22 protein-coding genes are annotated in these 24,992 nt (G+C 42.6%); 11 read left to right on the top strand and 11 right to left on the bottom strand.

The annotated features are described in order from the left end of the window. Window positions 1–130: 130 nt before the first annotated feature. Window positions 131–2,335, bottom strand: a complete 2,205-nt coding sequence (locus MJ612_RS11585; protein WP_187033684.1) for a protein-disulfide reductase DsbD family protein — start codon at window positions 2,333–2,335, stop codon at window positions 131–133. Between the two features lie 605 nt (window positions 2,336–2,940). On the opposite strand from MJ612_RS11585, the gene MJ612_RS11590 reads away from it, so the two are divergent. Further along, window positions 2,941–3,249 (top strand): hypothetical protein, encoded by a 309-nt coding sequence (locus MJ612_RS11590; protein ID WP_187033685.1) that lies wholly within the window; start codon window positions 2,941–2,943, stop codon window positions 3,247–3,249. Between the two features lie 195 nt (window positions 3,250–3,444). Then, window positions 3,445–4,779, top strand: coding sequence for a hemolysin family protein (locus tag MJ612_RS11595; protein ID WP_187033686.1), 1,335 nt, complete (start codon window positions 3,445–3,447; stop codon window positions 4,777–4,779). A gap of 68 nt (window positions 4,780–4,847) precedes the next feature. On the opposite strand, the gene MJ612_RS11600 is transcribed toward MJ612_RS11595, so the two are convergent. Next, window positions 4,848–5,366: a gamma carbonic anhydrase family protein gene (locus MJ612_RS11600; RefSeq protein ID WP_187033687.1), complete on the bottom strand. Its 519-nt coding sequence runs from the start codon at window positions 5,364–5,366 to the stop codon at window positions 4,848–4,850. A gap of 94 nt (window positions 5,367–5,460) precedes the next feature. Then, window positions 5,461–6,441 carry a radical SAM protein gene (locus tag MJ612_RS11605; protein ID WP_187033688.1) on the bottom strand — a complete coding sequence of 327 codons (981 nt, stop codon included), beginning with the start codon at window positions 6,439–6,441 and terminating at the stop codon, window positions 5,461–5,463. Window positions 6,442–6,582: 141 nt separating this feature from the next. Between MJ612_RS11605 and MJ612_RS11610 the strand changes: the two genes are divergently transcribed. From MJ612_RS11610 to MJ612_RS11635, 6 genes are all read left to right on the top strand, one after another. Then, window positions 6,583–7,017 (top strand): RidA family protein, encoded by a 435-nt coding sequence (locus MJ612_RS11610; RefSeq protein WP_187033689.1) that lies wholly within the window; start codon window positions 6,583–6,585, stop codon window positions 7,015–7,017. Between the two features lie 105 nt (window positions 7,018–7,122). Continuing rightward, window positions 7,123–8,019 carry a S66 peptidase family protein gene (locus MJ612_RS11615; protein WP_187033690.1) on the top strand — a complete coding sequence of 299 codons (897 nt, stop codon included), beginning with the start codon at window positions 7,123–7,125 and terminating at the stop codon, window positions 8,017–8,019. Window positions 8,020–8,626: 607 nt separating this feature from the next. Next, entirely contained in the window at window positions 8,627–9,079 is a 453-nt protein-coding gene (locus MJ612_RS11620) for a hypothetical protein (protein WP_187033691.1), read from the top strand. Between the two features lie 150 nt (window positions 9,080–9,229). After that, window positions 9,230–11,623 (top strand): TonB-dependent receptor domain-containing protein, encoded by a 2,394-nt coding sequence (locus tag MJ612_RS11625; RefSeq protein WP_187033692.1) that lies wholly within the window; start codon window positions 9,230–9,232, stop codon window positions 11,621–11,623. A 179-nt stretch (window positions 11,624–11,802) separates the two neighbouring features. Continuing rightward, entirely contained in the window at window positions 11,803–12,285 is a 483-nt protein-coding gene (locus MJ612_RS11630) for a DUF1493 family protein (RefSeq protein ID WP_187033693.1), read from the top strand. An 82-nt stretch (window positions 12,286–12,367) separates the two neighbouring features. Beyond that, window positions 12,368–12,742 carry a hypothetical protein gene (locus tag MJ612_RS11635; protein WP_222619802.1) on the top strand — a complete coding sequence of 125 codons (375 nt, stop codon included), beginning with the start codon at window positions 12,368–12,370 and terminating at the stop codon, window positions 12,740–12,742. Between the two features lie 27 nt (window positions 12,743–12,769). Here MJ612_RS11635 and MJ612_RS11640 read toward each other — a convergent pair whose 3' ends face one another. Beyond that, entirely contained in the window at window positions 12,770–13,477 is a 708-nt protein-coding gene (locus MJ612_RS11640; RefSeq protein WP_187033694.1) for an endonuclease III domain-containing protein, read from the bottom strand. Between the two features lie 216 nt (window positions 13,478–13,693). On the opposite strand from MJ612_RS11640, the gene MJ612_RS11645 reads away from it, so the two are divergent. Beyond that, entirely contained in the window at window positions 13,694–14,383 is a 690-nt protein-coding gene (locus MJ612_RS11645; protein WP_187033695.1) for an MBL fold metallo-hydrolase, read from the top strand. A 21-nt stretch (window positions 14,384–14,404) separates the two neighbouring features. Here the strand turns inward: MJ612_RS11645 and MJ612_RS11650 are convergent, their stop codons facing one another. Next, window positions 14,405–15,727: an alkaline phosphatase D family protein gene (locus MJ612_RS11650; RefSeq protein ID WP_187033696.1), complete on the bottom strand. Its 1,323-nt coding sequence runs from the start codon at window positions 15,725–15,727 to the stop codon at window positions 14,405–14,407. A 122-nt stretch (window positions 15,728–15,849) separates the two neighbouring features. Between MJ612_RS11650 and MJ612_RS11655 the strand changes: the two genes are divergently transcribed. Continuing rightward, complete coding sequence (locus MJ612_RS11655; protein ID WP_187033697.1) at window positions 15,850–16,494, top strand: DUF2238 domain-containing protein; 645 nt, start codon at window positions 15,850–15,852, stop codon at window positions 16,492–16,494. A gap of 351 nt (window positions 16,495–16,845) precedes the next feature. Here MJ612_RS11655 and MJ612_RS11660 read toward each other — a convergent pair whose 3' ends face one another. The 6 genes from MJ612_RS11660 to MJ612_RS11685 all read right to left on the bottom strand — a co-directional run bounded on the left by MJ612_RS11660 (window position 16,846) and on the right by MJ612_RS11685 (window position 23,873). Beyond that, window positions 16,846–17,559, bottom strand: coding sequence for an OmpA family protein (locus MJ612_RS11660; RefSeq protein WP_187033698.1), 714 nt, complete (start codon window positions 17,557–17,559; stop codon window positions 16,846–16,848). 309 nt (window positions 17,560–17,868) lie between these two features. Further along, on the bottom strand, window positions 17,869–18,627 hold the full coding sequence (locus MJ612_RS11665; RefSeq protein ID WP_250419133.1) for an OmpA family protein: 759 nt from the start codon (window positions 18,625–18,627) through the stop codon (window positions 17,869–17,871). Between the two features lie 255 nt (window positions 18,628–18,882). Further along, window positions 18,883–19,779, bottom strand: coding sequence for an acetyl-CoA carboxylase, carboxyltransferase subunit beta (gene accD / locus MJ612_RS11670; protein WP_187033751.1), 897 nt, complete (start codon window positions 19,777–19,779; stop codon window positions 18,883–18,885). A gap of 157 nt (window positions 19,780–19,936) precedes the next feature. Next, complete coding sequence (locus tag MJ612_RS11675; RefSeq protein WP_187033699.1) at window positions 19,937–20,995, bottom strand: class I fructose-bisphosphate aldolase; 1,059 nt, start codon at window positions 20,993–20,995, stop codon at window positions 19,937–19,939. Window positions 20,996–21,252: 257 nt separating this feature from the next. Then, window positions 21,253–22,467: an amidohydrolase family protein gene (locus MJ612_RS11680; RefSeq protein WP_222619804.1), complete on the bottom strand. Its 1,215-nt coding sequence runs from the start codon at window positions 22,465–22,467 to the stop codon at window positions 21,253–21,255. A 104-nt stretch (window positions 22,468–22,571) separates the two neighbouring features. Further along, entirely contained in the window at window positions 22,572–23,873 is a 1,302-nt protein-coding gene (locus MJ612_RS11685) for an amidohydrolase family protein (protein ID WP_187033700.1), read from the bottom strand. A 398-nt stretch (window positions 23,874–24,271) separates the two neighbouring features. On the opposite strand from MJ612_RS11685, the gene MJ612_RS11690 reads away from it, so the two are divergent. After that, the gene (locus MJ612_RS11690; protein ID WP_187033701.1) at window positions 24,272–24,955 is read left to right on the top strand and encodes a DUF4136 domain-containing protein; all 684 of its coding nucleotides are present in this window, start codon (window positions 24,272–24,274) and stop codon (window positions 24,953–24,955) included. Window positions 24,956–24,992: the final 37 nt, after the last annotated feature.

A 24,992-nucleotide genomic window follows, 5' to 3' on the forward strand; every position in this document is an offset into this window, starting at 1 on the left:
TTAGATTTTAGAAGTTAGATATTAGACTTCTTTAGTTACAAAAAGCCCCGCCGGAAACGGTAGGGCTTTTTGTTTATAGTGATTAACAGAAATCCTGTTAATCCTTTTCAGAAAATTTGGGTTTAGACAACTAGTTTTGAGCTATACTTTGACTGTTCTTATAAGCTTCCACACCTGCATCCAGAAACTTAACAAAATTATTTACATTCAGGTCGTAGGCAATTGGTCTTACCAGTACGTTTTCATTCTCATCCATCAGCACATAGTACGGCTGCGCATTTACATTGAACTTTGTGATCTGGTAATCAGCGTACTTTTTACCTATAGTTGCTTTCTCTTTACCATCATATTTACTGATATACTTCTCTCCTTCCGGCAGATCGGTTTTATCATCTACATACAAGGCAACAATTACATACTCTTCCCGAAGGCGTTTCAGTACTGCTGGGTCAGACCATACATTCGCTTCCATTTCGCGGCAGTTAACGCAGCCGTGGCCGGTAAAGTCTATAAATATCGGCTTACCTTGTTCGGCAGCACATTTTTTGGCCTGCTCTAAATCAAAATAACCCTGTAATCCGTGTGGCAGGTGCAGAAAATCAGCATACTTAGGTGGCTCGCATAGTTGGTTTGCTACCACAGTAGCCGTTGTTGCCCCGCCATTGTTACCTTGTCTGGCTATGGCGTTCAGGTCAAAGTCTTGTGTGGTTTGCGGTGGCAGATAACCCGATAGCGCTTTGAGTGGCGCTCCAAACATACCCGGAATTAAGTAGATAACGAAGCCAAACGTAACAATAGCAAAGAATAAACGCGGCACACTGATATACTTCAGGTCGGAATCGTGAGAGAATTTAAGTTTACCCAGCAGGTAAAAGCCCATTAACGTAAAAATCACTATCCATAAGGCTAAGTATACTTCACGGTCCAGAATGCCCCAATGATATACCTGATCGGCAACACTCAAAAATTTAAGCGCCAGAGCCAACTCTATAAAACCAAGTACTACTTTAACAGAGTTAAGCCACCCGCCAGATTTTGGCAATCCGCTCAGCCACGATGGGAAGATGGCGAACAACGTAAATGGCAGGGCAAAGGCCAGTGAGAAGCCAAACATACCCATTACCGGACGTATAGTTTCGCCGCCGGCAGAAGCGACCAGTATACTTCCAACTATAGGCCCTGTGCATGAGAACGATACAAGAGCCAGTGTAAATGCCATAAAAAATACACCAACCCAGCCTCCACGATCTGCTTGCGCATCTACTTTGGTTAACCAAGAGCTTGGCAGTGTTATCTCAAACATCCCGAAAAAGGACATTGCAAAAATCAAGAAGATCAGGAAGAACAGCACATTCGGAACCCAGTGTGTACTGATGAAATTAGCGCCATCGGCACCAAACAAGCGAGCTACTATCGTACCTATAATGGTATAGATAGCGATGATAGACAAACCATAAACCAATGCCTTAACTATAGCCTGCCCTCTGCTACTGCTACTGCCGGTAAAAAAGCTTACCGTCATGGGTACCATCGGGAAAACACATGGCGTTAACAAAGCCACCAGGCCCGAACCGAAAGCTACCAGCATAAATGCCCAGAGATCATCTTTATCGGTAGCAGGCTTGCCTAAGTCAGGCTGCTGTGTTGCAGGTTGTATCGTTTTAGTATTTTCAGGAGCTGTTATAGTATCTATGGTTGCATCCTGAGAGAAAGCAGGTGACGTAAGTGTATCAGCATTTACAGGACTTTGTAGCTCACCAGATGGCTGCGCTTCCTGATTTATAGTTTGCGCTGGTTGTTTGGCTGGCACATCAGTTGTAACAGGAGCAGTAGTGGCTTTACCGGTTACCTGTATTTGTTTATTTGTGAAGGTAAATTCATCATCAAACGGAATACAACGCCCATCCACATCGGTACACACTTGGTACTCGTAGGTACCTTTTATTAGCAATTCCGGCTTCAGTACTTTGATTTTCTGGCGGAACTGTGCAGTGCCAACAAAGTAAGTATACTCGCCGCCCCACAGGTCGTCGTATTTCTTCTTAGGTTTTACAGGTACTATTTTGCCAACAAGTTCATAAGACGGGTGTTTTGCAAATTTGAATTCGGTTACCATCGGGCCCAGATCCGGGTCAAAATCCGAAGAGTATAAGTACCAGTCTTTATCAATACGAACATTAAAAATCAATTCAACTTCTTCGCCAACGGCTACCTGCTTTTTAGAGGTATCGTAGCTCCAGGAGGCTGGTTTTAGAACTTGTGCAACAGCGCTAATGGCAAATAGCCAGAACAGCGCTACAGCCAATAGGGTTTTTGATGATGTATGGGTAAGCATAAGCGCTTTTAGTTTTAAATCTGTGCTGCTCTTAAGTTATTTAAGTATAACTGAGAAGCATATGCTATGTTAGCAACTATAGCTACAAAAGTAAAAAATATATTGCTGCTTTGCGCTACCCACTACATATATGGTTTCCCTTCCGGATGTAAAGCAGCATAACAGATATAAACTACATAATTAAAACGATTAATGTGTGCTTTGCTTGCTCCCCTGCCATAATTTGTAATTTATTTTGACTAATAACGTGTACAAGTTCTTCACGCTTTCTGCTTCCAATTTGTACGATACAGAGCCTGCACGCGTAATCTCTTTAATACTTATCCCAAACTCATCCATAAACTTAATACAAATTTTTATAAATATTTTAAAATAAATATATAAAAACATAACTTTTATTAAATATATTCAGTATATTATACAAGTAAAAGAAAGCAAAATACAAGATAAATACTTTGCTTTTTCGCCCTTAAAATTTGGATGTATACCATTTTAGATTGTCTGTTTACTTGGAACTCTGGAATAGAGCTGGCCTGAAAGGAATTATAAGTTATCTTTGAATGTAGAGTAATAAAGAATAAGTATAACTCAACCAATAAAACACGATGAAACAACGTCTACAGCAAACCGAAGAACAGCTTCTGAAGACAGAGTGCGGAAGAGTGTTTGGCTACATCTTTAAAGCTATGAAGCTTGTTCGCGATGAAAAGCATAATTTTCATGTAGTCTATAAAACCATGACGGACGAGTATATCTATTCTTTCTGCAATCCCTTCCTCGATACCCTGGCACCAAACACGTACAAATTGATTTCAGAAGAAGAAGCAAAGAAAATATTTCTTCCGCGGCTTACTTCTGCTAATGCCCACGAGTTGTTCACAACCGCCAAGGCATCTTTTGCGCTGCATGCATAGTTTGATGCCAGAGTATCTTACAACATAAAGGTGCCTTACATGGCACCTTTATGTTTTTATATGAATACTTTTACCAAAACAGTTCTGAGTGCTATTATATCAGCTAATATTTTCCAAACTATATACATTTGTAGGTTAACATCGTATTTTAGTTAATTTTACAGCTCTAGTAGCTTAAGCTTGCTGATATAAACTATGATATTCAATATTTTCCTGACCATATTACTGGTGTTGCTCAATGGCTTTTTCGTGGCTGCTGAGTTTGCAATTGTAAAAGTCAGGGCTTCTCAGATAGAATTGCGTGCCCAGGCCGGTAACACTATGGCTAAAATGGCGCAGCACATGATCTCGCATTTAGATGCTTACTTATCAGCAACGCAGTTAGGTATAACGCTGGCTTCACTTGGCTTGGGTTGGATAGGTGAAAGCGTAGTGTCGCAGATCATTATCAACATTATGTCAGCATTTGGTTTTGAGCCAAGTCCTGAAGTTGCCCATAGTATAGCTTTGCCAATTGCCTTTGCCCTGATTACTGTATTGCACATTGTGTTCGGCGAGCTGGCTCCTAAGTCACTTGCTATTCAGCGACCTGAATCTACTACGCTTGCCATTGCGCTACCGCTTCGCTTCTTCTATATCCTGTTCATACCATTTATCTGGATCCTGAACGGGTTATCTAATTTTATACTTCGCTCTATGGGCATTCGTGCTCTGCATGGTTCTGAAGTACACTCTGCCGAAGAATTGCGCCTGTTGTTTGAACAAAGTGCCGAAGGTGGTGCCATACAGGATTCTCAGCATGAGCTGATCGAGAACGTGTTCCAGTTTAATGAGCGCATGGTAAAGCAGATACAGGTACCACGTACTAAAATGATTGCCATCGACATCAACATTTCGGAGCATGACCTGATGGAGATCATTTTTAACGAAGGCTACTCCCGGTTACCGGTTTACAATGGCACCATTGATAATATTGTAGGGGTACTATATGTAAAAGACCTGTTAAGCATTATGCGACTTGGTGAGCCTGTAGTACTGGAGAAACTCATCCGCCCGGCTTACTTTGTACCTGAAACCAAGAAGATCAACCGACTGCTGAAACAGTTTCAGCGCCGGCACCTGCACATGGCTATTGCTACCGATGAATTTGGAGGCGTATCAGGTATAGTTACCATTGAGGATATTATTGAAGAGCTGGTAGGTGAGATCCAGGACGAGTATGATGAGGAAGTACCGCTGGTAGAAATGATCGGTGACTTTGAATATAAAGTCAGTGCTGCGGCTCCTATTTCAGATGCGAATGATTACCTGCCTTACCCGCTGCCTGAAGGTGAGGATTATGAAACTGTAGGCGGACTGGTAAGTGTGCTTTACGGGCAGATTCCTGAAGACATTACCGATACTATAGATTTTAACGAATATGAAGTTCGGGTGCTGGAGAAATCAGAAAGGAGCCTGATATCTGTTCTGTTTAAAATACGCGAAGAAATGCGCGAAGAAACTGTTTATCGGGAAATGCCGGAGCATTAAAATTTACTAAAAAAGAGTACAGAAGCCTGCTCTGCCAATTATAAACTGGCAAAGCAGGCTTTTCTGTTTTACTCTTTGCCTGTAAACCAGCCGCTGTACATCACATAGTTGTTGGCTACTTTATCAAGCCCATCTATCTGTTCCTGGCTTAGTTGCTTTACTTTACGGGCAGGTATACCGGCATAAATCCAACCCGATTCGCAAACTGTATTTTCCAGCACAATGGCCCCGGCAGCCACTATACAATTTTTCTGCACCAGTGCATTGTCCATCACAATCGACCCCATTCCTATCAGCACATTATCTTCTACGGTGCAGCCATGTACAATTGCATTATGCCCGATAGATACGTTACTACCTATAGTTGTAGCGGCTTTCTGGTAGGTGCAATGTATAACAGCGCCATCCTGTATGTTGCTTTTATCACCTATACGAATTGCATTCACGTCGCCCCGGATAACCGCATTGAACCATACCGAACACTCACGGCCCATTACTACATCGCCAACTATAGTAGCATTCTCTGCTACAAAACAATCTTGACCCAACTGTGGCATTAAGCCTTTAACCGGAAGTATAACGGGCATAGTTTTTTGAATTATGAATTAAGAATTACGAATTATGAATGGGTTGTAAAGTTAGATTTTAATTGCTGATCATCCGAATAACCAATAACTATAACTAAGCCAACAGCCGCTTCCAGGTGCCTTTGTGGTAGTTATACTTTAAGGTACTGGGCAAGGCTTTCCAAAAGTATTTGTTCAAGTTTACGGCAAAACTGGGCTGCATGTAACAGTTTATAGTACATCCTTCGCAGGCAGGCAACCGACCTTCCAGTTTCTTTAATTTTTCTACCTCGGGGCTATAGTATAGTTGCTGCAGGTTTCCATTGATCGGGTAGCTTTTGGTACCCAGGTGGTAGCAAGGCAAAACAAGTTCGTTCTCAGGAGAGATAACTATAGTTGTAGTAGCAGCTTTGCAGACCGGATTTCCAACATGATTACCGCCATCTTTACGTAGTTGTATAAAGCCGTCGTTCAGGTATACGCCTTTACGCTTGCCAAATTGGGTCAGGTAATCCAGTTCTTCTTCAGTTAAGCGTTCGCCGGTATCTACGGTGTTATATTCAAAAGCCGGATTAAGTATAAGTATAAGCTTCTTCGGTAAAATCAGCTGTTGATACACTTCTTCCAGCTCGTGCAGGTTGTGCTTAAACACCGTGAAAAGTATATCCGGTCGTTCGCCCAATGCCTTTGCTACCTTAACAGACTCCATTACAAAATCATAACAGGCTACTCCCCTTCCGGCATCGTGTTTCTCTTTATGTGCAGAATCAAGAGAGAAATGCAGCATGTCTACTTTACCTTTTAGCCGCTCAGCCAGTTTAGGATAAAGCATGGCATTGGTAGTAAGCGTGGTAATAAAACCCATATTATGCGCCAGAGCCAACATTTCATCTATCTGCCGATGCAGCAACGGTTCGCCGCCGGTAAAATCAATTACCTGCACCCCTAATCTTTTTAAATCCTGCAGATTCTGCTTTACATCTTGTAGTGTAATGTAGGGTGATGGTTTTTCCCAGATGTCGCAGAACGAGCACTTTGCGTTACAGCGGTAGGTAACGTAATAGTTGCAGAGTACAGGTTTGGTTCTCAGGAGCATCAATCAGGAATTATAAATTCAAAATTATGAATTATGAATTAGTATAGATTACGAATGTTCAGATGAATTAACTAAACTCCAGATTTTCTACATTTATACTTCTCTAACTCCTAAACTCTTAAACTCTCTAATTCCTAAACTATGAAAAGACAAAACATCTCCTCGGGTGCTGTGTGGGAAGATATAGTTGGCTATAGCCGTGCCGTGCGCGTTGGCAATATAGTGGAAGTAGCGGGCACCACCGCTACCAACGGCGACGAAATTATAGGCAAAGGCAATGCTTATGAACAAACCCGGTTTATACTTCAGAAAATAGAACTGGCTTTGCAGCAGGCCGGAGCAAGCATAACCGATGTCGTGCGCACCCGCATGTTTGTAACTGACATCAGCCAATGGGAACAAGTTGGCCGTGCCCATGGCGAGGTGTTCCGAAGTATAAAACCTGCCTCCGCTATGGTGCAGGTAAGCGCACTTATTAACCCAGAGCTTTTAGTAGAAATTGAAGCTACGGCAATAGTTACTTCCGATAACGAAAGCCTGATAAACGAACAAGCTACCCCTTACGACGAAGTATAGCTGTAAACTTAGCTGTGTATTCTGGCTATAGTTTAGCAACACCGGCGCACTGCAACTTTTATTAAAATCTCCTAACTTGGCAATTGCTTATACTTTATACTTTTTATGATATCTGCCCTACAGCCCGGCGACAAAATCGCTATTATTTCTACTGCCCGGAAAATTACTTCACAAGAGCTTATACCTGCCCTCCATACTTTTGAGAACTGGGGACTGCAGGTGGTGCTTGGCCAAAGTATAAATGCCAGTTATAATCAATTTGCCGGCGACGATGCGCTCCGTTTACAGGACTTCCAGCAGATGCTTGATGATGAAAGTATAAAAGCTATCGTTTGTGCCCGCGGGGGTTACGGCACTACCCGCATCATCGATCAGGTAGATTTCACGAAATTTAAAAAGCAGCCGAAATGGGTGATCGGGTTCAGCGATGTAACCACTATTCACAGCCATATCCATAACTTAGGCATCGAAACAATACATGCTATTATGCCGGTGCTGTTTGGTCGCGTAGGGACGATTGATTCTGTTGAAACATTGCGCCAGGTATTGTTCGGAGAAAACCTGAGTTATACTTCAGCACCGCATCCCTTTAACCGCACCGGCACCGCCAGAGGGCAACTGGTAGGCGGAAACTTATCGATGTTGCATACACTAACCGGCACCAAATCCGATATCAACACCGATGGCAAAATCCTGTTCCTCGAGGACCTGGATGAATACCTGTACCACATCGACCGCATGCTCGTGCACCTCGACCGAAGCGGCAAACTCAGCAACCTGGCTGGCCTTATAGTCGGCGATATGAGCGATATGAAAGATAATGCCATCCCCTTCGGCAAAACTGCTTACGAGATTATACTGGAGCACACGGGCAAGTATAACTATCCTGTCTGCTACAACTTCCCGGTTGGCCACGAGCCCCTGAACTTAGCCCTGGTTTGTGGCAGAGAGGCTACACTTGATGTAAGTGAGTTGGGGGCGAGCTTGGGGTACAATTTTTAAAGCTACATCTTCATCACAACATCAGTTCAAAATTATCTGAATTCTAATCACTTTATAGTTCAAAAGCGCTTAATATAGCTATTAAACAGCCTTTTAAAAGATATAGGGTATATAAATTCCCCATTATTTTTTATACAGTCAGCAGATCTACTGAGTCATACACCTACTTTTTTATTATAAATAAATAACATTAAAATTACAATCGTATATTTTATTTAGAACTCCTGACACATGTAAATATGGTAGTTACATGTAATTAAAGGCTTCTTCTGTGAATACCCTGTATAACATTAAATGTGTCTTCCTTAGCATATTTTCAGGCATTTTCGCAGGCCTTTACCTATATGAGCGTTTGTGATGTATTGATAACCGAAGAAACCCCGAAATACGGGATCTGGCACCAGGTTGATATGCACTCCTGACAGATCAGGGCATATAGTTAACTCGTCTCAACTACAAATTAAACTCCTCTCTCTAAACTTCTAGCGCAAGTGGTTTTCATATCTCTTGGCTGGCACTGCTGTGTGCTTTTAAAAAGCAAATCGACTATATCCACCACAGAAAATTATCACCAACATTAAATGTTCAACATTAAATACCAACAATTATGAAAACAAAAACCTTCAGTTTCGTTATCGCGCTTATCGCGTTGTTTAGTTTAGGCGTTTATGCAGATTGCCACCAAGTTCAAAAGTTATCAATTTCTACAGAAAATAACACAATATCAATATCCGGAAAAATAGCCGGACTTGGCAACGTGAATGAAGAGGTAGATTGGATTTTATCAGGCTCATTAACAGGTGAATTCCAATGCATTAGTCCAGGACAAAGAAAACAAGATCCCGGATCGGAATCTCCTGGCTTAACTACTTACGATTTTTCAGCCAGTGGTTCAGGTGTTCCTAGAAATGGTAACTTATTATTTACTGCATCCGACACAGGACCTTGTACTTATGGTAATGGTAAATTCGAAATCAGACTCCTAAACCCAAGTTTCTCAGGTTACATTACAGTTATATACCCTGATGGTAGTGAGTGTACTTCTCAACTTAGCTTCTAGAGATTAAACAACTTGATGAAATGCTAAAAACAGCCGGGGTTAACTCCTCGGCTTTTAGCTTTTGTATAAGCTAAAAGCAGTAAAACTTATATTATTAGTTGATGAAATACTTTAAGTTTCATATACCATTCCCTAGTTCTTAATATAGTTTTGCCAAAAATATTTTATAATATCAAACTAGTTATTCTAACAGTTTTACTATGCTGTTATTCTTTTTCTTTAGCAATAGCTCAATCCTCAACTACAAATACCAACTCTATAAAAGGAGCTATAACAGACTCCATCAACCAACAACCATTAGCTTATGTAACAGTAGTTGTACAAGAATCAGTAACTACTAAAACTATAAAAAGCACCCTCACAAATGACAGCGGTTTTTTTGAGATAACTGGACTCCCGGAAAACCAATACAAGCTTATACTTTCTTATGTAGGTTATAAAACCAAAACTATAGCCTTACCCGCATTTACTTCCCCAACTATAAACCTGGGCACCATATCACTTGCCTCCACTGCCACCCTCCTGGATGAGATACAGGTAATAACACAGAAGCCCCTGGTAGAGCAGGATGCCGAAAAACTTATTTATAATGTTGATGCAGATCCGGAAAGTGCCATACTAAACACACTGGATATGTTTAGGAAAATACCTTTGCTAACAGTTGATGCTGATGACAACCTGCTACTAAACGGGAGTAATTCTTACCAGATACTGGTTAATGGTAAAAGATCGTCGTTGTTTTCAGGTAACCTGCAAGATATACTGAAAGGGCTACCGGCCAATTCAATTAAAAAAGTAGAGGTAATTACAAACCCGCCGGCCAGGTACGAGGCTGCCGGTGTCGGGGGCATTATCAATATTGTTACTTACCGGAAAAGTATAAGCGGCTATAATGGTTCTGTAAACCTGGGAGCTAACAGCCCGGAAGGTTATAATGGTGGTAGCTACGTAACTGCTAATGCCGGTAAGGTTAACTTCTCTGGTCGTATAAACAGCAGCACCAATACCAGCCCTGCCAGAAAATATTTTTTCTTCAGAGAGGATATCATGCAGCAGAACAGACTGGAGCAGACAGGTGAGAGCAGTAGTAAAAGCAGGTTCAACAGTTTGAGCGGCGAAATAAGCTATGACCTGAACTCACTGGATAATATTACCGGTTCTTTTGGCCTGAACGGTGGCAAAGGCTCCAATAACTATGAACAGCATGTGGAGCAATTAAATACGCTCGGCGAAGTAACGGAAGCTTACAAAAACCTTAACTCAGGAGACTATAAAACCAATGGTAATGACCTGAGTTTAAGTTACCAGCATAGCTCCAGGAAAAACGATCAGCAGCTACTCTCCTTTTCTTTTAACCGGATCAGCAGCGATAATAAGAGTACATCAGATTTCGCGTTACAGCCTATCTTTAACTATACTGGCCGGGTAAGCACTACAAATAATCAGGATAAGTCTAGGCAGTATACTTTGCAGGCAGATTACATTCAACCAGTTGGCAAACAGATACTGGAGCTAGGCTTAAAATCTTTACTTGATAAGAACAGCAGCAATTATTTCTATAAAACACAAGATCCGGAAACAGGGGAGTTTCTGCTTGACTCAAGCCAGAGTAATAATTTTAATTATAATCAGGATATACATGCTGCTTATGTATCGCTAACTATAAAAATGGGTAACTGGGGGCTGAGAAGCGGAGCAAGAGCCGAACAGACAAGATTAGATGCAGACTTCAGATCATCCGGAACAGAGGTGAAACAGAATTATCTGAACCTGTTCCCCAGCGCTACCCTATCGTATTTGCTAAAAGGTACCAGTACCATAAAACTCTCCTATAACCAGCGAATAGAGCGGCCAGGGCTATACTACCTGGATCCTTACGTGGACCTTACTGACCCTTTGAACATCAGCTTTGGCAACCCAACCCTGGATCCTGCAACCAGCCATACTGTTCAACTGGAGTTCGATACTTTCTTTAAAGGCACCTCTATTAACACGAATATCTATCATAATTTCACGAACAATTCTATACAGCAATTTACTGTTCTGGGCACAGATTCTGTTGCCCGCACTACTTATGGTAATTTAGGCCAGAACCGAAACTATGGATTAACCCTTAACGGCAACACCACCTTATTTAAAAAGCTGAATATCAGTATTAACTCGGGCTCTAATTATGTGAGCTATACAAGCCAGCTAGAGGGCAAACCTCAGAATAACGAAGGCTTTACATATCATATACAGGGTAGTACAAGTTACAGGTTTGGCAAGGGATGGCGCGCCAGTGGCAACTTAGGTTATAATTCTCCTAATATATTGTTACAGGGCAAAACCGGTGGCTATACCTGGAGCAGCCTTTCTGTGAATAAAGATTTTCTTAAAGATAACAAGGCAAGTATAAACCTGGCAGTAAGGAGCCCGTTCCGGAAAACCCGAAGTTCCTCAACAAAGGTTATTAACCCAAACTTTTACCAGGTGCGGGAGTCTAACACTGAGATCCGCCAGTTTAGCCTGTCTTTCAATTATCGTTTCGGAAAGCTGAAATAGGTAGCTCCCACATAACTTACTCTTCTGCTATACTTGGTGTGATTGTGGTGGATTATACTTTATAGTTGGAAAGAGCTATATTGTGGTAGCAATATGCTGATAAACCCCAAATTAACTACGCACATAGTGCAGATAAGCGTATGTTTTCGTTTGTCTGGTAGTTGTGGTGCATTTGAACTATGAAAGATAAACAGATAAAACAAGTAGAGTTCTCGAAGCTGCGTCACGCCTACATTACAGTTAAAGGCTTTTTAGAGTCGGAGTCTTGGGAGAATGTTAAATCTCTGGACACTACAGTAGTGGAAGACCTGGGCTTGTATGGAGATGATAACTATGACCTACTGTTAAAATTTGTAGAAAAGTTCGAGCTTGATTTTGGTGACTTTCAATATGATAAGCATTTTTATTCTGAAGGAGAACTATTTGATTCATTTTCCGCTCTTAAAAGCCTTCTGACATTATCAGTATGGCTGCCACTATATACTATTGAGTTACTGACTTTAAACAATGTAAAGATTGATAAACCAGATTTGTTTCCACCCAAAAGAACGGTAACAGATATGACTTTTAAAGACTTGTTGATTTGGTATATTGAAGGGAAGTATACCTCGGAGTCAGAAATTAAATATGAAATAAAAACGAAACCACAACAAAACCTATAGTGCATTTAAACGCACCATAGCAAAGCCGTTAGCACAACTTATACTTACAGGCACATCAGCGAATTGCAAAACATACCCAGCTATGTTAAAGTATTTTTTGTTATGGTTTCCGATGATCGTGATTGCTGTTCTGAACGGCACCATAAGAGATTTTGTGTATAAGAAGTATGTAGGTGAACTGCTTGCCCGCCAGATCTCAACTATAACACTCATTTTACTTTTTGCTGCTTACATCTGGTTTGTTATAAACAAGTACCCGCCCGCTACTTCAGAACATGCAATTTATATCGGAGTGCTCTGGCTTGTTTTAACACTCGTTTTTGAGTTTGGAATAGGCTACATGTCGGGCAAAACGTGGGCGCAAATGCTCGAAGACTATAACATAATAAAAGGGCGCATCTGGATACTGATCCCGATTTGGGTAGCTGTTGCACCTTACATCTTTTCAGGATGCTGAGATAGTTGCTATAGTTTACCCTATCTCCTACGCCGCTTTATCGATTCCCTTAAACCGCACATCCTGGTAGTAATTGCAAATGTTGTGGAGCACACACTCTTCGCACTTAGGAGCAAAAAATGTACAAACGCGTTGCCCGTGGCGCAGCATATGCACATGGAAGTTAAATAACTCAACCGGTTCTTCGGGCAGCATGTACAGCAGCAGGTCGTGTGCTTTGTTGGCCGTTACTTTGGCTCCTATCAACCCTACCCGCTGGCTTATCCGGAACACGTGCGTATCTACAGGCATTACAGGTTTATAAAAGTTAAATAGCAATAGCAATGTAGCAGTTTTTAAACCTACGCCTGGTAACTTAGTGAGCCAGGTCATTGCTTCATCCACAGACAAGTCTTCCAGAAAATCGATACTAAACTCGCCACGCTCTTCTTTTATAATGCGTAAGGTTTGCTGGATCTGCGGTACTTTCTGTCCGGGGTAACGGGTGGTTTTAATAGCATCAGCCAGGTCATCGAAGTTAGCATTCATTACGCCTTCCCAATCCCCGAAGCGTTCCAGCATAGTATAGTAGGCCGTCTCTTCGTCTTTGTGGTTGGTGCGGTGCGAGAGCATCGTAGAAATAAGCTCGTGCATATGATCGCGACGCTTCTCCAGTTTCAGGCGCTTATAAGCCTTATTCAGGAGTTCGTGTGTCAGCTTCGTTTTCTCTTCGGGCGGCAGTTCATGTGCATCCATAAGCAAGTATAGTTTTGCACATTTCCTTACGTACCTATGCGTGTTCAGTTAAGCCTGCAGCAACGCTCAATTACCAAAATACCTGCTATCCCCTCAGCAACTACAGTTTTACCCGTAAAATCTGCCCGCCCCAATTATACTTTAGATACAACCATTTAAAGAATTGTACGCTATATGCTTTTAGATATTCAGGCAGTGAGCAATAATGAACCTTGTATGCAGATTAAATTTTTAGGAACCGGCGGCGCTTTTGATGTGGATTACCTGAACTCAGCAGCCTTGCTTAAGTTCAGGGGAATAAATTTACTGATTGATTGCGGCTTTACCGTTTTCCCGACGTTGGTTCATAAAAGCCTGATCGCAAAGGTAGACCACATTCTGCTCACGCACCTGCACAACGACCATTGCGGTAGCCTGCCTACGCTACTATTATACAAGAGCATTATTGAGAAAAGCCCACGGCCGGTTATACTTTATCCATCAGAGCAGTTTAAGCACGAGTTATTTGCCATACTTGAGCCGCAGGTAAAAGACCCTGAAAAGTATGCAGAGTTTGTACCCTTAGAACAGTTTGCAGGCATTACAGCCGTAGACACCTTCGGGCAGCATTCAGAAAACTTCCAGACGTATGCCTATATCTTTGAGAACGAAACTCGCATAGCTTACTCTGGTGACCTGGGCAAACCTGAAGCACTGTTTGAGCGGCTGGATAAGATGCCTGCCATGCGAACTTGTGTGTTTCACGACATCACTTTTAACGCGGAGAATACCGGCCATACTTTCTACAAAAAGCTGCTCCCCTACATTGCGAACTATGAAATATTCGGGTACCACTGCGACCCAACCCAGAATCCATCAGATAACCCGATCCGCCTGGTGGTTTATGAGCCCGGCTTAATGGCCTGAGCTATAGGTATACTTCTAAGCTTATTTTAACTCAGAGGCTTTTAATTCTTTCTGCCAGATCTCAACGCCTTTTGTGTTATAGATCGTTACTTTAAACCTGCGGTCTGTAGCAGGGCCATTCACACTGATCAATGCAAAGTTATGTTCTAAAACTAATGTACCAGGTACACGCAATGTGTTGGGCTCATCTTTAGGGTTTGATACGCCGGCAGTAAGTGCTGATATTGTAAAGTCATATAACGGATAAGTCCCTTCGCGCTCTAGTTTGGTAAGCTCAGTAAAGTGGCGGTCGCCATCCATAAAAATCACGCCCTTTATCTTCCCTTTCTGAATAGCATCTAACAGGCGCTGGCGCTCTTCGGGATGGTTGCTATAGTTCTCCTTTTCTTCTGCCGGGTTCAGCACCTGCCCGCCAACACAAATTACTTTAAAGGTAGCTGAGCTTGCGTGCAGGGCATCTATCAACCAGTTTAGCTGTTTATCACCTAAATATGCTTTGTCTGTTGTGCGGGAGTTCGGGCTCTTGTACCAGCGGTCATCCATCATAAAGAACTGTACATCATTCCATGTAAATGTGCCGGTTATACCTGCATCTTCAAAAATATAGTTTGGGTTAGCCCAGAAGGTCTTAAAAGCTTCCAAGGTCATATCTTTTGCCCAGAAGCTTCTGTCAGAATTGTTAGGACCATAGTCGTGGTCGTCCCACATGGCGTAGTTATGTACAGACCCCAAAAGTGGCTGTAGTTCCGGCACTGATCTGGTATGCGTGTAACGGTATTGTATCCCTGTTTTTGTATTCCAGTCCGCTTCGCGCAGGTATGTATTATCACCTATCCAAAGCATAAAGTCCGGTTTCTTTTGTTGCAAAGATGTCAGAATTTCGAAGCTGGTACTGCCATATGGTTTACCCGGGCGGTCGTAAGGAGTATCGTTCACATAAAAGCAGCTCCCAACTGCAAACGAAAAGTCGGGGGCATCTTTACGCCACTGCCACAACTCCTGTGTCTGGAACTCGAGTGGGTAGTTACGTTTTACTTTTTTATTGTTGATATACAGTTCATACCCATACTTTTTACCGGGCTCTACTTTATCGGCTATCAAATGTGCCGCATTGGCATGGTCGGCATCAGTTTTTACTTCGGAGGTTGTGTATACCTTATCAGGATTATCTTTTGCCCAGTACTTGATCTTTACTTTAGCAGGCTCTTTTGTCTGTACCCATAGTTTTACTTCCCGCATTTCGGAATAACCAACCATTGGGCCCGACTGTAAAAGTTTTTCCTGCGCTACAGCTACCAGGCTACAGCACACAAAGTATAGCACTGCCAGTAATCTTAATGTCATAGGTATGGTGTTAAAGTATAAACTGCTTTATGTTGGCACCCAAAGATACGCCGCCTGTATCAAATTTGTAAAAACATAGGTATTAGTTTTAGGTTAATGTGCTGTAACAAGTATATCCTGAAATGACTGTAACCACCAGACAAGCCATCCTCCGAAAGCCTTTCCTGCGCCAGCCATTGCACATGGCGTACATGGTGTTGTTCCTTACTTTCTGGATTTATTCGGCCATCACTACTCCTGACCTTATAAACTGGTTCACTGAAAACTCCCTTACTTTATCCTTGCTTATCTTCTTGGTGGCCTTTTACAATATCTTTCGGTTCTCAGATACCAGCTATACTTTGATCTTCCTGTTTTTGCTGCTGCATGTATACGGCAGCCAGTACGAATACCCTGATAATCCTTTTGGCGAGTGGTTGCAAGTTGAATTTAACCAGCCCCGGAACAATTACGACCGCCTGGTGCACTTAGGCTTCGGGCTGCTGCTCTCTTACCCCATGCACGAGGTATTGGCTTATGGTTTCAGAATAAGACGCATTTTAAGCTATCTGCTCCCAATAGAGTTTGTGCTGTCGTTGGGGGCCTTATATGAGTTAGCAGAATGGGCTGTTGCAGACTTATTCTATAAAGGATCTGAACAAGGCATGGACTTCCTGGGAATGCAGGGCGATATCTGGGATGCACAGAAAGATATTGCTTTAGGTTTTGCAGGCAGTGTGTTGGCGATGTGTATAACTTATTTGCTCAACAGATTCAGGAGCCGATAATAGTTTTTAATCTTAATGATCTTAATCAAAACCTTCTGCAGTCTTAAGATAACAAAAACCAGAAGAGCAGGAGAAGTATAATCTTCTCCTGCTCTTCTGGTTTATAAAGTTGTAAGGGTATTTATTTAACTGCCGGACGAGCGGTGAGCACTTGCTGTGTAAGCTTTGCGTTGTTTTGGCTCATTCGTTCGCAGGCACTAAAGATAAGGGAAATGGCGGTACTCAAAAAAGCCATTTTTAAGTATAGTTTCATATTAACTGGTAATGTAAAAAAGGAAGCGAATAGCGAAAAACAGCCGCACTTACAGGTGCGGCTGAAAAAATCACCAAAAATTACACTTTAATCAAATATTATAACTCGCCTTTTTCAGCGGCTTTCTTCATTTTCTCGTTCGCGAAGATCGCAATCTCTACACGGCGGTTCTGCTGACGGCCGGCTGCTGTAGTGTTATCAGCAATTGGTTGGTCAAAAGCATATCCTTGTGTAGTCATACGGTTACGTGAAACGCCCTGCTGCGTCAGGTAGCTTGCAACAGATTCTGCACGACGCTCAGACAACGCCTGGTTCAGTTCGCGTGTACCGGTATTATCTGTATGTCCTTCTATCAGGATGTTTGTATCTGCGTACTTCTTAAGAGTAGTTGCCAGCTGCGAGATATCAGTTTGGGCAGATGACTGCAGCTCAGCAGAGTTGGTAGCGAACAGTATACCAGAGTTAAAAGTGATCTTTATACCTTCACCTATACGCTCTATTTGAGCATTCTCCAGGTCACGACGTAGTTCTTCTGCTTGTTTGTCCATCTTACGTCCGATAAGGGCACCTGTTGTACCACCTACGGCAGCACCAATAATAGCACCGGCAGCAGTGTTGCCTGCAGCTTTACCAATTACACCACCTACTACAGCACCGGCACCAGCACCAATTATACCGCCTTTAGCAGTTTTGCTCATGCCTTTTTTCTGGGTAGTGGTTGTGTCGCTTGTGCTGCCTGATTTATTGGCGCATGATGAGAACAATAAACCAAAGATTACTAAAATGGATAAATAAATTCTGATACTTTTCATATGCATTTGTGTTTAATTCTACATTAGCGAATCGCTAGATTCTGAGGTTGATACTTTATATTTTCAAAAATGTTCCGGGTTTGCACCTGCTTTCAATACTATTAATATAAGCAAATATTGGCAATCTACACCTATCACACTGAGACTTACCACTTTATATAGCTTATATTGTATACTGTAATGACTAAAATATTTCACGTTTTTTTTAATACCCTTAACATTAGGTATACGCGTTACATGAAGTATAAACAAAAAAAGCGCCTGCCAGCCGAAGCTAACAAGCGCTGTTAAGTATATTACGTAAGCTGTTTAGTTAATCTCACCGCTCTCTGCAGCTTTCTTCATTTCCTCGTTAGCAACGATAATGATTTCTACACGACGGTTTTGCGAACGACCTTGTACTGTGCTGTTATCAGCAATTGGCTGGTCGTAGCTATACCCTTTAGCTTGTAAACGAGATCCTTCTACACCAAGGCTTTTCGCATAGTTTAACACAGACTGTGCACGGCGCTCCGATAACTTCTGGTTCAGTTCATAGCTACCAGTATTGTCTGTATGGCCTTCGATGATCACATTCGTACCTTCGTACTCTTTCAGTGTCTGGGCAAGTTTCGCGATATCTTTTTTAGCAGATGCATTTAGCTCAGCAGAGTTTGTTGCAAACAAAATACCTGAATCAAAATTAATTCGGATAGCTTCTCCTACACGCTCTACATTAGCATTCTCCATGCTCTTTTCCAGCTCTTCGGCCTGCTTATCCATTCTTCTGCCAATAACGGCACCTGTTGCACCACCAACGGCAGCACCAATAATAGCACCGGCAGCAGTGTTACCCATCTTGTTACCGATGATACCACCAATTACGGCACCTGAACCTGCACCTATAATACCGCCCTTAGTTGTTTTATTCATTCCCTTCTTTTGAGTGGTACCTGTTTGTGTACCCGTCTGGGAAGTAGTTTCAGTAGTTGTACCTGAGTTGTCTGCTGTTGGGCGCGTGCTCTGGCAGGAAGTAAACAGCATAGCTGCCGCTAGAAACGAGGTTAATGATAATTTTAAAGCTTTCATGTTTCTTAAAATTGGTAAAGATTTAGTTTTACGGTAATTGTACTGTTTTTGATAAATTTCTTGGCTTTCGCTGCAGAGCGTATTGCAATACGAGTGCCAGTTTTACACCAACGAATCAAATCCTCAAAACAATACAAGCCGTTTTTAAATAATATTAGTTTTTTTAAATATAGAAGCTTAACAATGTGATTATTAGGCAATAAAAAAAGCCTGCACTTTTTAGAGCAGGCTTTTTTATTTTATATTTTAAACTGGTTAAGATGCTTTGGTAGTCTTTTTCGCTTTGGCTTTTGCTTTTTCGGTTTCTTGCTCACAAACCATACTTAGCAAGTTTGTCAGTTTTTCCTTCAGTTCCTTGCGGTCAACTATAAAATCAAGGAAGCCATGCTCCAGTACGAACTCAGCACTCTGGAAGCCTTTCGGAAGATCTTTACCAATCGTTTCTTTAATTACACGTGGGCCGGCAAAACCAATAAGTGCACCTGGCTCAGCAATGTTAAAATCACCCAGCATAGCATAAGATGCCGTTACACCACCTGTAGTCGGATCAGTCAGCATAGAAATGTACGGTAAGCCTTCTTCTGAAAGCAATGCCAGTTTTGCAGATGTTTTAGCCATCTGCATTAACGAGAAGCCGGCTTCCATCATACGCGCACCACCTGATTTAGAGATCATCATAAAAGGTGTGCGTGTTTTGCGGGCATGGTCAATGGCGCGGGCAATTTTCTCTCCTACCACTGACCCCATAGAGCCACCAATAAAGGCGAAGTCCATACAGGCAACAGTAATCTCGCGACCATTCATCTTACCATAGGCACTGCGCACTGCATCTTTCAGACCAGTTGATTTCTGAGTGGCAACTATACGGTTTGGGTAAGGCTTAGAATCCACGAAATCCAGCGGATCGCCTGAGGTCAGGTTCACATCCAGTTCTGTAAATTCGTTATCATCAAAAAGTATAGCAAAATACTCCTTAGAACCAATGCGGTCGTGGTGGTTACATTTAATGCAAGTACTCAGGTTTTTGCGGTGTTCAGCCATACTTGTTACAGCTTTGCACTCCGGGCACTTATGCCACAAACCATCTGGTGTTTCTTTCTTCTCTTCAGTAGGAGTATGAATCCCCTTTTCTACTCTTTTAAACCAAGGCATCATAGTTTAAAGCGTGCGCTATGCACTTAAATTGTTATAACTATACTTGCAGCCAACCGGCCAGTCACTCAAAAAAATGGCCTGCCTTTCAGTCTCCGGAGAGCTTTAAAAAAGGCAGGCCACAAAAATATGTAATTATCAGCAGTTCTGCTACAAATTACGCTAATGTAATCTCGTTATTCAGGTATACGTCCTGAATTGCATTAAGTAGCTCAACGCCAACTTTCATATCTTTCTGGAACGCTTTACGGCCTGAAATTAAGCCCATACCGCCCGCACGCTTGTTAATAATAGCTGTACGCACTGCATCTGCCAGGTCAGACTCACCTTTAGATTCACCTCCAGAGTTGATAAGACCGGCACGACCCATGTAGCAGTTTGCCACCTGGTAACGCGCTAAATCAATCGGGTTATCAGTTGTCAGCTTTTCGTACATATCCTTGTGCGACTTAGCGAAATTGATCGCTGTAAAACCACCGTTGTTCTCAGGAAGTTTCTGCTTAATGATGTCGGCTTGTAAAGTTACACCCAGGTGATTAGCCTGTGCTGTAATGTCGGCAGCTACGTGGTAATCTACACCATCCTTTTTAAAGGCGTTGTTGCGCGTATAGCACCAAAGTATAGTTGCCATACCTAGCTGGTGCGCTCTTTCAAATGCTTCAGCTATTTCAATAATCTGGCGGGAAGACTCTTCAGAACCAAAGTAGATAGTAGCACCTACTGCAGTTGCACCTAAATTCCAGGCTTCATCCACAGAACCGAACATGATTTGATCAAACTTGTTAGGGTAAGTCAGCAGCTCGTTGTGGTTGATTTTAACGATAAATGGAATTCTGTGCGCATATTTTCTGGACATCATGGCCAGGTTACCAAATGTTGTAGCAACCGCGTTGCAACCACCTTCAATAGCAAGCTTAATGATGTTCTCTGGATCAAAGTAAATAGGATTTGGCGCAAAAGATGCACCGGCAGTGTGCTCTATACCCTGGTCAACAGGCAGGATAGACAGGTAACCAGTGCCACCTAAACGGCCATGGTCAAACATTTGCTGCAGGCTGCGCAACACTTGTGGGCTACGGTTGCTCTGGGCAAAAATTCTGTCTACGAAATCCGGACCCGGGACGTGCAGCTGCTCTTTAGAAATAGTTTTGCTTTCATACTGAAGAAGGCTTTCTCCTTCAGAACCAAGTAAAGAAACGATGTTATCGTAATTCATTTTGTCTTTAATATTTTGTGATAGAGACACTTTAGATTTGGTGATACAAATATAGCAAGGTTAATATTATTCTGGTTATACTTTCACTTAACAATGTTACAGGTTCCTGCAGAATAAAATACGGACAGGCGAACAGAGGAAAAATAGCTTAACACAGAACGAACGTAAACCCAACACTCATACTTGCACCCGTTAAAAAAGTTACTTAAAAAAATGGTACCTGCGCTCTATTTAAACAGGTGCCGGTTTATACTTATTTACATGCACTTCTCATTTACCACTTTGCCATTTACAATTACAGTGCATACATGAGAGGTATATTCAAACGGATCACCATCAAAGAGTACGATATCGGCATCTTTTCCTTTTTCCAGTGAACCAATGCGTTTATCCTGCCCAATCATTTTGGATGGCGCTGTTGTGATGGCTGCTAATGCCTGCTCGGGCTGCATACCGTTTGCCACTGCTACACTGGCTTCGAAAAGCAATACACGCGCTCTGGGCACGTAGGCTTCAAAACCACTCTGAATAGCTACCGGAATACCAGCTTTGGCAAGTATAGCTGCCGTTTCAAACGACATATTCTTGTTCTCTCCGTAAGCACGTGCCATAGTTGGATGCACTATAACCGGTACTGCTGCAGTTTTTATCTCATTCACCAACAGGTATGCTTCTGCAGCACCATCCAATACCATATTCAGGTTAAATTCTTTGGCTAAACGCAGGGCCGCCATAATATCCTGTGCTTTATTGGCTGTTACCAATGCTTTATACTTACCGCTCAGCACACCTGCAAGTGTTTCCAGTTTCAGGTTACGGTCTGGGCGTTTTGCTGCATCTGTATTTGCCATCTTTTTGGCATAAGCCTGCGCAGCCTGCAACTCTGATCGCAGCATAGCCATACCTTTTGCCGATGTTTTAGGAGAGTTATAGTTCTCCCCTACTGATGCCCCTAAGGTAAAAGCTACCATACTGGTGGTATCCAGCAAATGATCAAAGCCATCTTTGGATGTTTTTAAGGCCATTAACTGCCCGCTTGCCAGTGCGCCGGGCGCATGCCCTGTGTTTATAGTTGTAACACCATGGCTGCGAACCCAGCTTATTAGTTCTTCATTTGGATTATAGGCATCGATGGCACGTAGCTCGGGTTGTATAGGGGCGGTTTTCTCCAGTTGCTGCTGGTCGGCAGGTACGTTGTAGATACCAGCCAGGCCAACAGAAGTATGGGCATCTACAAAACCCGGCGTAACAACTTTGGCTGTATAGGTTTTATAGTTCTGCGGCACCTGCAGGTTAGCGCCTACAGCTTCTATTCTGCCATCTTTTATCAGCACCACACCATTTTTAATGGGTGAGCCGGCCATTGTATAAACTGTTTCGCCTTTTACAGCGATCTGCGCCATAACCTGCTGTCCGCCAAGCAGGGCCATACCGGCAAGTATAACAGCTCGTAATTGTATATGTTTTTTCATGATAATTTTTTAAAGAGACACAGGACATCAGACATAAGATATAAGACTCACAACTGAAAGGTACTTCTAAAGTCTTGTGTCCTGCGTCTTATATCTTATGTCACTTAATGCGTGTGATAATGTACATCTGTCTGGTAAGTGTTGTAGCCGCCAGTAGCAAACTTCTTATCTTCAGGATTACTGATATCAAATCGTTTCTTTCCTTCTACCCAAGTCTGTTCTATAGTTGTGTACACACTAAAAGGCTCGCCGCTCAATACTATAAAGTCAGCGTCCTTACCTTTCTCCAGAGAACCTACACGATTATCGAGATCCAGCATTTTAGCACCGGCTATAGTTAAGGCTTCCAATGCTTTTTCGCGGCTCATACCGGCACGCACGCCCAGCGCAGCACTTCGCATAAACAAGCGCGAATCAGTAATACCATCATCCGTATGAAAAGCAGTAAGCACACCGGCTTTTTCCAGCACAGCCCCATTGGAATTGCGTACTTCCACAGCTTCAGATTTACCACCGGGCGAGTCAAGTGTAATGATGGAGGCAGGAATGCCCGCCTTTGCAATTTCATCGGCCGCTTTCCAGGCTTCGCTAACGTGGTGGAGCACCATTTTAAAGCCAAATTCTTTTTGCAGGCGCAAGGCTGTCAGTACGTCATCGTAGCGGTGTGTATGGAAGTGTACAATCCTTTTGCCTTCCAGTATTTCTACCAGCGGAGCAAGATTAGCTTTATACTCCGGCAGTTTATCAGCTTTACCTTTTGCGGCTTTTACTTTTGCCTGGTACTGCTGCGCATCCAGGAAAAGCTGGCGGGCCATAGCCGCTGATTTGGCACGTGTTCCCGGAAAAGGAGTTGCCTTCATGGGGTTTGTACCGTTGGCCATTTTCATACCGCCGCATATACCTGTGGTAACATCATCACAAAAGGTAAGGTCGCTGATGGTATTGCCTTCGCGCATTTTAAGGTACACTGTTTGCCCGCTCATCAGGTGACCGGAACCTGGCATTACGTTTACTGTTGTTATACCTCCGGCAAGTGCGCGTTTAAAGGAATCACTGATTGGGTTAATGCCATCTATAATGCGTACATCCGGGTGCAGCGGCGCAGAGGCATCACCGCCAGATCCTTCACCTAAATGTGAATGGGTATCAACAAGGCCCGGCATCAGCACTTTGCCTTTCATGTCGAATTCTGTGGCCCCTTTCGGCACTTTTACCTGCCCGGCAGTGCCTACAGCAGTTATCTTTCCATGCTGCACTACCAGCACGCCATTTTCTATTGGTTTTCCGGCAATAGGGATGATCCTGGCGCCTGTAAATACATGCGGCTTTTCCTGTGCCCATGCTGAGGTGCTGCCCAGCGTTAAGGCCATGCCTAAGGCTGCCAATAATCTCTTATTGGTTTTCATAAAATATAAGGTAAGGAGGTTAGTTCAGTTCTTGAACTTAAGAATTAAATACCTTAAATAAAATAGCTTACCGATCTATAGGTATGTTCTTGCCATTTTATGCTCTCAAACTTTCCTTTTCTGCTACCGCACACCCCGCCCCATACTATACCAAAAGCACCTTAGACCAAGGTTATACTTATTGCTCTGTATTCATTTTCAGTTTAGCAGACTTATTCCGGTGTAGTTTTCCTCCATTTCAGAATTTATACTCCACTTAATTTAAACTGCTCTATACCTGTCTTGGCCAGTATTTCTCCATTTAATAAGCCTCCCTATCATAGCAGCACAAAAATTCTGTTACCTGAATTTATTTTAAAACCGTTTAATAACATATAGCACCGCATATCACTCGCATCATGAAAGTCACTGTAAAACAATATTTTATACAGCTGACCACAGTGAAAATAGCTACGCTACTACTTATAGTTCTCTGTGGCTGCTCTCCCACCACCCGGATTACCGGCACCTGGAGAAATCCGGATGTGAATAAGACCTATAATAACATTGTAATAGCCGCTCTAACGGATAATGTAAAGGCAAGACAGGAAATGGAAAATGACCTGCAGATGCAGTTACAGATGCGCGGCATCAAGGCCACAAAGAGCCTTGATTTCTTTCCGCCTTCGTGGGCAGGCAGAAATGGGCCTGATGTAGACCTGTTGGTAGAAAGGATTAAAGGAAAAGGTATTGATGGTATTCTAACAATTGCACTAGTAGATAAGGAAACCAGAACGCGCTATGTTCCCGGCTACTACAGGTATGACCCTATGGTATATTACGGGGGATGGTACGGAAGTTTCTGGGGCTATTATTCATACTGGTATCCTATGATTTATGAACCAGGTTACTACACAGAAGAAGAGATTTATTACGTAGAAACCAACCTCTATGATGTTAGTACCGATGTTCTGATGTGGTCTGCAAAAACAAGATCGTACAGCCCTTCCAGGCTCAGAAAAGAAGCTGAAAAACTTTCGGAGATGATAGTAACTCGGTTAGGACAAGAAAATTTAATACACGCCACACTTCAGGAAGAATAAAAAAGGCACTGTAAAAGTGCCTTTTTTATTTATATCT

The organism is Pontibacter deserti (assembly GCF_023630255.1).
In the GTDB taxonomy this organism is placed as follows: Bacteria; Bacteroidota; Bacteroidia; order Cytophagales; family Hymenobacteraceae; genus Pontibacter; species Pontibacter deserti.

Coding starts and splice junctions, on each gene's coding strand:
- MJ612_RS11585 (WP_187033684.1), bottom strand. CDS start 2,335: ATGCTTACCCATACATCATCAAAAACCCTATTGGCTGTAGCGCTGTTC.
- MJ612_RS11590 (WP_187033685.1), top strand. CDS start 2,941: ATGAAACAACGTCTACAGCAAACCGAAGAACAGCTTCTGAAGACAGAG.
- MJ612_RS11595 (WP_187033686.1), top strand. CDS start 3,445: ATGATATTCAATATTTTCCTGACCATATTACTGGTGTTGCTCAATGGC.
- MJ612_RS11600 (WP_187033687.1), bottom strand. CDS start 5,366: ATGCCCGTTATACTTCCGGTTAAAGGCTTAATGCCACAGTTGGGTCAA.
- MJ612_RS11605 (WP_187033688.1), bottom strand. CDS start 6,441: ATGCTCCTGAGAACCAAACCTGTACTCTGCAACTATTACGTTACCTAC.
- MJ612_RS11610 (WP_187033689.1), top strand. CDS start 6,583: ATGAAAAGACAAAACATCTCCTCGGGTGCTGTGTGGGAAGATATAGTT.
- MJ612_RS11615 (WP_187033690.1), top strand. CDS start 7,123: ATGATATCTGCCCTACAGCCCGGCGACAAAATCGCTATTATTTCTACT.
- MJ612_RS11620 (WP_187033691.1), top strand. CDS start 8,627: ATGAAAACAAAAACCTTCAGTTTCGTTATCGCGCTTATCGCGTTGTTT.
- MJ612_RS11630 (WP_187033693.1), top strand. CDS start 11,803: ATGAAAGATAAACAGATAAAACAAGTAGAGTTCTCGAAGCTGCGTCAC.
- MJ612_RS11635 (WP_222619802.1), top strand. CDS start 12,368: ATGTTAAAGTATTTTTTGTTATGGTTTCCGATGATCGTGATTGCTGTT.
- MJ612_RS11640 (WP_187033694.1), bottom strand. CDS start 13,477: ATGGATGCACATGAACTGCCGCCCGAAGAGAAAACGAAGCTGACACAC.
- MJ612_RS11645 (WP_187033695.1), top strand. CDS start 13,694: ATGCAGATTAAATTTTTAGGAACCGGCGGCGCTTTTGATGTGGATTAC.
- MJ612_RS11650 (WP_187033696.1), bottom strand. CDS start 15,727: ATGACATTAAGATTACTGGCAGTGCTATACTTTGTGTGCTGTAGCCTG.
- MJ612_RS11655 (WP_187033697.1), top strand. CDS start 15,850: ATGACTGTAACCACCAGACAAGCCATCCTCCGAAAGCCTTTCCTGCGC.
- MJ612_RS11660 (WP_187033698.1), bottom strand. CDS start 17,559: ATGAAAAGTATCAGAATTTATTTATCCATTTTAGTAATCTTTGGTTTA.
- MJ612_RS11665 (WP_250419133.1), bottom strand. CDS start 18,627: ATGAAAGCTTTAAAATTATCATTAACCTCGTTTCTAGCGGCAGCTATG.
- accD (WP_187033751.1), bottom strand. CDS start 19,779: ATGCCTTGGTTTAAAAGAGTAGAAAAGGGGATTCATACTCCTACTGAA.
- MJ612_RS11675 (WP_187033699.1), bottom strand. CDS start 20,995: ATGAATTACGATAACATCGTTTCTTTACTTGGTTCTGAAGGAGAAAGC.
- MJ612_RS11680 (WP_222619804.1), bottom strand. CDS start 22,467: ATGAAAAAACATATACAATTACGAGCTGTTATACTTGCCGGTATGGCC.
- MJ612_RS11685 (WP_187033700.1), bottom strand. CDS start 23,873: ATGAAAACCAATAAGAGATTATTGGCAGCCTTAGGCATGGCCTTAACG.
- MJ612_RS11690 (WP_187033701.1), top strand. CDS start 24,272: ATGAAAGTCACTGTAAAACAATATTTTATACAGCTGACCACAGTGAAA.